Source organism: Nocardiopsis oceani, assembly GCF_054777395.1.
The window spans coordinates 1-4,071 of the sequence record NZ_BAAHAR010000103.1 but is presented as its reverse complement, the minus strand read 5'-3'; the positions used below and the strand labels follow the sequence as shown (position 1 = coordinate 4,071).

The following is a 4,071-nucleotide window of genomic DNA, read 5'->3' as shown; positions in this document are numbered from 1 at the left end:
GCGAAGAAGTTGAACATGACGGTGAGGAAGCCGATCACGTTGATCCAGGTCGCCTTCGGACCGCGCCAGCCCCCGGTGGCACGGGCATGGAGGTAGGCCGCGTAGATCACCCACGTGATGAAGGACCAGACCTCCTTGGGGTCCCAACCCCAGAACCGGCCCCACGCCTCGTCCGCCCAGATAGAACCGGCGATGACGCCGAAGGTCCACAGGGGGAAGGCGAAGAGGATGAAGCGGTGGGAGATGCGGTCGAGCAGCTCGGGGCTGGGCAGGCGCCCGGAGATCCCGGCGACCTTGTCCCCCAGGGCCTTCTTGGCCTCGGCGCGGTACGCCACCAGATAGGTGATGCCCGCCGCCCCGGAGACCATGAACGCCCCGCCCGCGAGGATCAGCGCGGTGACATGGATCGGCACCCAGTAGGACTGCAGGGCCGGGATCAGCGGGCCCGGGTCGATGTACAGCCAGCGCACACCGATGCCCAGCAGGAGCAGAACCGGGACCAGCACGAAAGCGCCGAGGAAGCGGGCCTGGTAGCGCCAGGCGGCGTAGAGGAGCCCGCCGACGGCCACGAGGCACATCGCCACGACGAACTCGAACATGTTGCCCCAGGGCCAGCGCCCCGCCGCCAGGCCGCGGGCGATGATCTGCGCGAGGCTGAACAGGAAGCCCAGAGCGGTCACGCTCAGGGCGATCTTGCCCAGGATGCTCTGCGAGGCGTGGGCCTCGCCCTCGGTGGTGCGGACGTTGACCTCGATGTCGCCGTCGTCCGCGCTTTCGGGGGCTCCGGCACCGACCGGCATGAGCCGGCCGGCCTTGAGTCTGGTGCGTCGTCCGTAGGCGGCCTCGATGGCGAAGAGGAACAGTGCGGCCGCGTACGTCACGATCATCGCGATGATCAGCGTGTCACTGGCCGACGCCATCGTCTCGTCCACCGGTCCGGCGAGTGTGTACGTCACCGGTCACTCCCTCTTGTCGTCGAAGGGTCGGATGGGGTGTGGGGATTGTCGTCGGACTCGCTGCGGAGCCTTCCGGCAAGCTGCTTGGTGATCTCGTGGAACTCCTGGTTGTTTCCGGCCACCTCGGTCTTGCCGAGCCCGGCCAGCTCGACCCGGGTCCTGCCGTCCTCGTCCTGCGTGGCGCGGACCCACACGCGGCGGGGGCGCACGAACAACGTGAGGAGCAGACCGACCACGGTGGCGGTGGCCGCGCCCAGCGCGGGCAGCCGGGCACCGTCCCGGTTGCTCTGCAGGGACACGTAGTCCTTGACCCCGGTGAAGGTGACCGTTCCGGCCCCGTCGGGCAGCTCCCAGCTGTCGCCCACGGCCAGCACGGGTGACTCCCCGATCTCCTCCATCCCCTCGGTCTGGAGCTGGTAGACCGACTGCGGGTCGATCATGCCCAGGTCGCCCCGGTAACCCTCCAGGGTCACCATCGGGTCCTCGGCCCCCGGGAACGTGGAGACCAGCTCGCCCTCGTTGTCCTCCCCCGCGGTGGGCAGGAGGACCCCGACGAAGCCGAGCTCCTCCCCGCCGGTGTCGGGCACCTTGATGACGCCGTCGGAGGTGTAGGTCATGGTCTCCCGGTGCAGGAACGGTACCGCCTGGTCGAAGACCAGGTCGCCGTCGGCGTTGTGCACCTGGAACTCCGGTGCGTAGCCGTGGCCCAGCAGGTAGACCTGCACCCCGTTGACGCTCAGCGGGTGGTTCACCTCGAGCGTGTGCTGCTGTTCCTCCGCATCGGGCGAATCCTTGTAGGTGATGTCCGCGACGTAGGACTCCGCCTGGCCGCGCAGGTCGCCGTCGTCGATGAAGGTCGCCTCGAAGTTGTCGAGGTGCATCGTGAAGGGCTCGAACTCGTCGGTGTTGGTCCAGTGCCCCGGGTAGATGGCGTCGTAGGAGGGCAGCGTGTTGGCGAACCCGTCGCCCTCGACGATCAGCATGTTGCCCCGGTAGCCGAAGAAGGCACCGGCGGCCAAGGCCAGCAGCAGGACCAGCAGGGCGAGGTGGAACAGCACGTTCCCGAACTCGCGCAGGTAGCCGGTCTCACCGGACACCGAGTCCCCGTACCGGTCCACGCGGTACCCCTTGAGGACCTTCCGGGCCTCGGAGAGGGCCGTCTCGGGCTCGGCGTCGGTACTGAAGCGGGCCACGTAGGGCATCCGCCCCAGGTTGCGCGGGGTGCGCACCGGCCGGGCCCGGACGGCCTTGGCGTGGAGCATGGCGCGCGGGATCACGCACCCGGCCAGCGAGACGAAGAGCAGCAGATAGATCGCCGCATACCAAGGGGACGAGAAGACGTCGAAGAGGTAGAAGCGGTCCAGCCAGGGCGCCAACTCCGGGTTCTCCCGGAAGAAGGTGCTCACCTCGTCGACGCTGACCACGTTCTGCGGCAGGAAGGAACCCGGGATGGCCCCCACCGCCAGCAGGAAGAGCAGGATCAGTGCGGTGCGCATCGACGTGAGCGTGCGCCAGATCCAGCGCCCCCAACCCACGATGCCAAGGCCCTTGGGCCCCTGAGCGGGGTCCTTCCCCGCGGTCGTCTTCTCCGAGTTCTCGGACGTGCTCGTGGTCAAATCAGATCACCGTCTGGAAGTTGGCGGCCCAGCCCTGCATAACGATCATCAGCTGTGTCCAGAGCCCGGACACCATGGCCAGGCCGACGACGACGAGCATGACGCCGCCGAACACCATGACCGTCCTGGTGTGGCGCTTGAGCCAGCCGAAGGCGTTGAGTGCACGCCGGTAGAGCAGCGAGGCGAGGATGAACGGCAGCCCCAGGCCGATGCAGTAGAGGAGAGACAGGAGCATGCCCCGGCCCGCGCCCCCTTCGACGAAGGCGAGGGTCTGCACAGCGGCCAGCGTCGGTCCGATGCACGGGGTCCAGCCCAGGCCGAAGAGCACCCCGAGCAGGGGCGCCCCGGCCAGTCCGGCGCGGGGCAGGCGGTGGAAACGGAACTCGCGACCGAACCCCGGCATGAAACCCATGAAGGCCAGGCCGAGAACGATCGTGAGCGCACCGAGCACCCGGGTGATGGGGTCGGTGTAGTCCATGAAGAGGTCGCCGAGCCAGCCGATGAACCCGCCGACGGCGATGAACACGAGGCTGAAGCCCATGATGAACAGGATGCTGCCGGTGACCATCGTCCACCGGCGCTGGGCGAGTTCGGCGTCGACCTCGGCGACGGTGCGGGTGGCCGTGGCCGTCCCCCCTTCGCCGGAGGCTCCCTCCTCGTCGTCGCGTACGTGGGACCCGCTCATGCCGGATACGTAGGAGAGGTAGCCGGGAACCAGTGGGAGCACGCACGGGGAGAGGAACGAGACCAGGCCGGCGGCCAGAGCCAGGGGCGCGGCGAGGAGGAGCGAGCCGGTCAGGACGGTGGTGCCGATCGGGTCCATCAGTCGCCGTCCCCGGTGCCGGTGTCCTCGTCGCCCTCGGCGTCACCCTCGCCCGTGGCGTCCTCTTCGTCTGCGTCGTCCTCGGTGTCGTCCTCGGCGTGGCCCTCCTGCTCGGAGACGCGGGGCCGGTCCTCGGGGTCGCCGAAGTCGAACTCGACCACCAGCGGGTCGATGAGGTCGGTGAGCTGCCCGTAGGTGGTGGGGCCGATGACCCGGGCGGCGATATTGCCGTCGGGGTCGATGACCAGGGTGCTGGGGATCGCGCGCGGTGGGACGGTGTCCCGGAAGGCCTGCGGGATCTCACCGGGCTGGTCGTTCAGGCTCGGGTAGAGGATGTCGCCGTTGTCGATGTAGGCCAGTGCGGCGGTCTCGTTGTCCTTGATGTTCACGCCGAGGAAGTCCACGCCGAGCTCGCCGTACTCGGCGTGCACCTCGTCCAGGACGGGCTGCTCCTCACGGCAGGGCCCGCACCAGCTGGCCCACACGTTGAGGACGAGGATCTCGCCCTCGTACTCGCTCAGGGAGAGCTCGTCACCGTCGAAGGTGGTCCCGGTGACGTCGGGGGCGGCATCGCGCTCTCCGGCCTCGAAGACGGTGGCGCTGCCGTCGCCGGCGATGAAGCGGTCCTCCTCGTCACCGGACTCGATCTCGGTGCCGCCGGCACAACCGGACAGGG

Annotated in this window: 4 protein-coding genes; all 4 read right to left on the bottom strand. The window is 68.8% G+C overall.

The window, feature by feature from the left end; all coding sequences use genetic code 11:
• The coding region (ccsB, locus tag ACYVDG_RS32480) for a c-type cytochrome biogenesis protein CcsB (RefSeq protein WP_460764020.1) at positions 1-956 on the bottom strand (956 nt) is incomplete at its 3' end.
• The gene (gene resB / locus ACYVDG_RS32475) at positions 953-2,572 is read right to left on the bottom strand and encodes a cytochrome c biogenesis protein ResB (protein ID WP_460764016.1); all 1,620 of its coding nucleotides are present in this window, start codon (positions 2,570-2,572) and stop codon (positions 953-955) included. The genes resB and ccsB, both read right to left, overlap by 4 nt.
• A gap of 1 nt (position 2,573) precedes the next feature.
• Complete coding sequence (locus ACYVDG_RS32470) at positions 2,574-3,395, bottom strand: cytochrome c biogenesis CcdA family protein (RefSeq protein ID WP_460764013.1); 822 nt, start codon at positions 3,393-3,395, stop codon at positions 2,574-2,576.
• On the bottom strand, positions 3,395-4,069 hold the full coding sequence (locus ACYVDG_RS32465) for a TlpA family protein disulfide reductase (protein WP_460764010.1): 675 nt from the start codon (positions 4,067-4,069) through the stop codon (positions 3,395-3,397). The genes ACYVDG_RS32470 and ACYVDG_RS32465 overlap by 1 nt, the downstream gene beginning before the upstream one ends.
• Between the last annotated feature and the right edge of the window lie 2 nt (positions 4,070-4,071).

Coding starts and splice junctions, on each gene's coding strand:
- ACYVDG_RS32470 (WP_460764013.1), bottom strand. CDS start 3,395: ATGGACCCGATCGGCACCACCGTCCTGACCGGCTCGCTCCTCCTCGCC.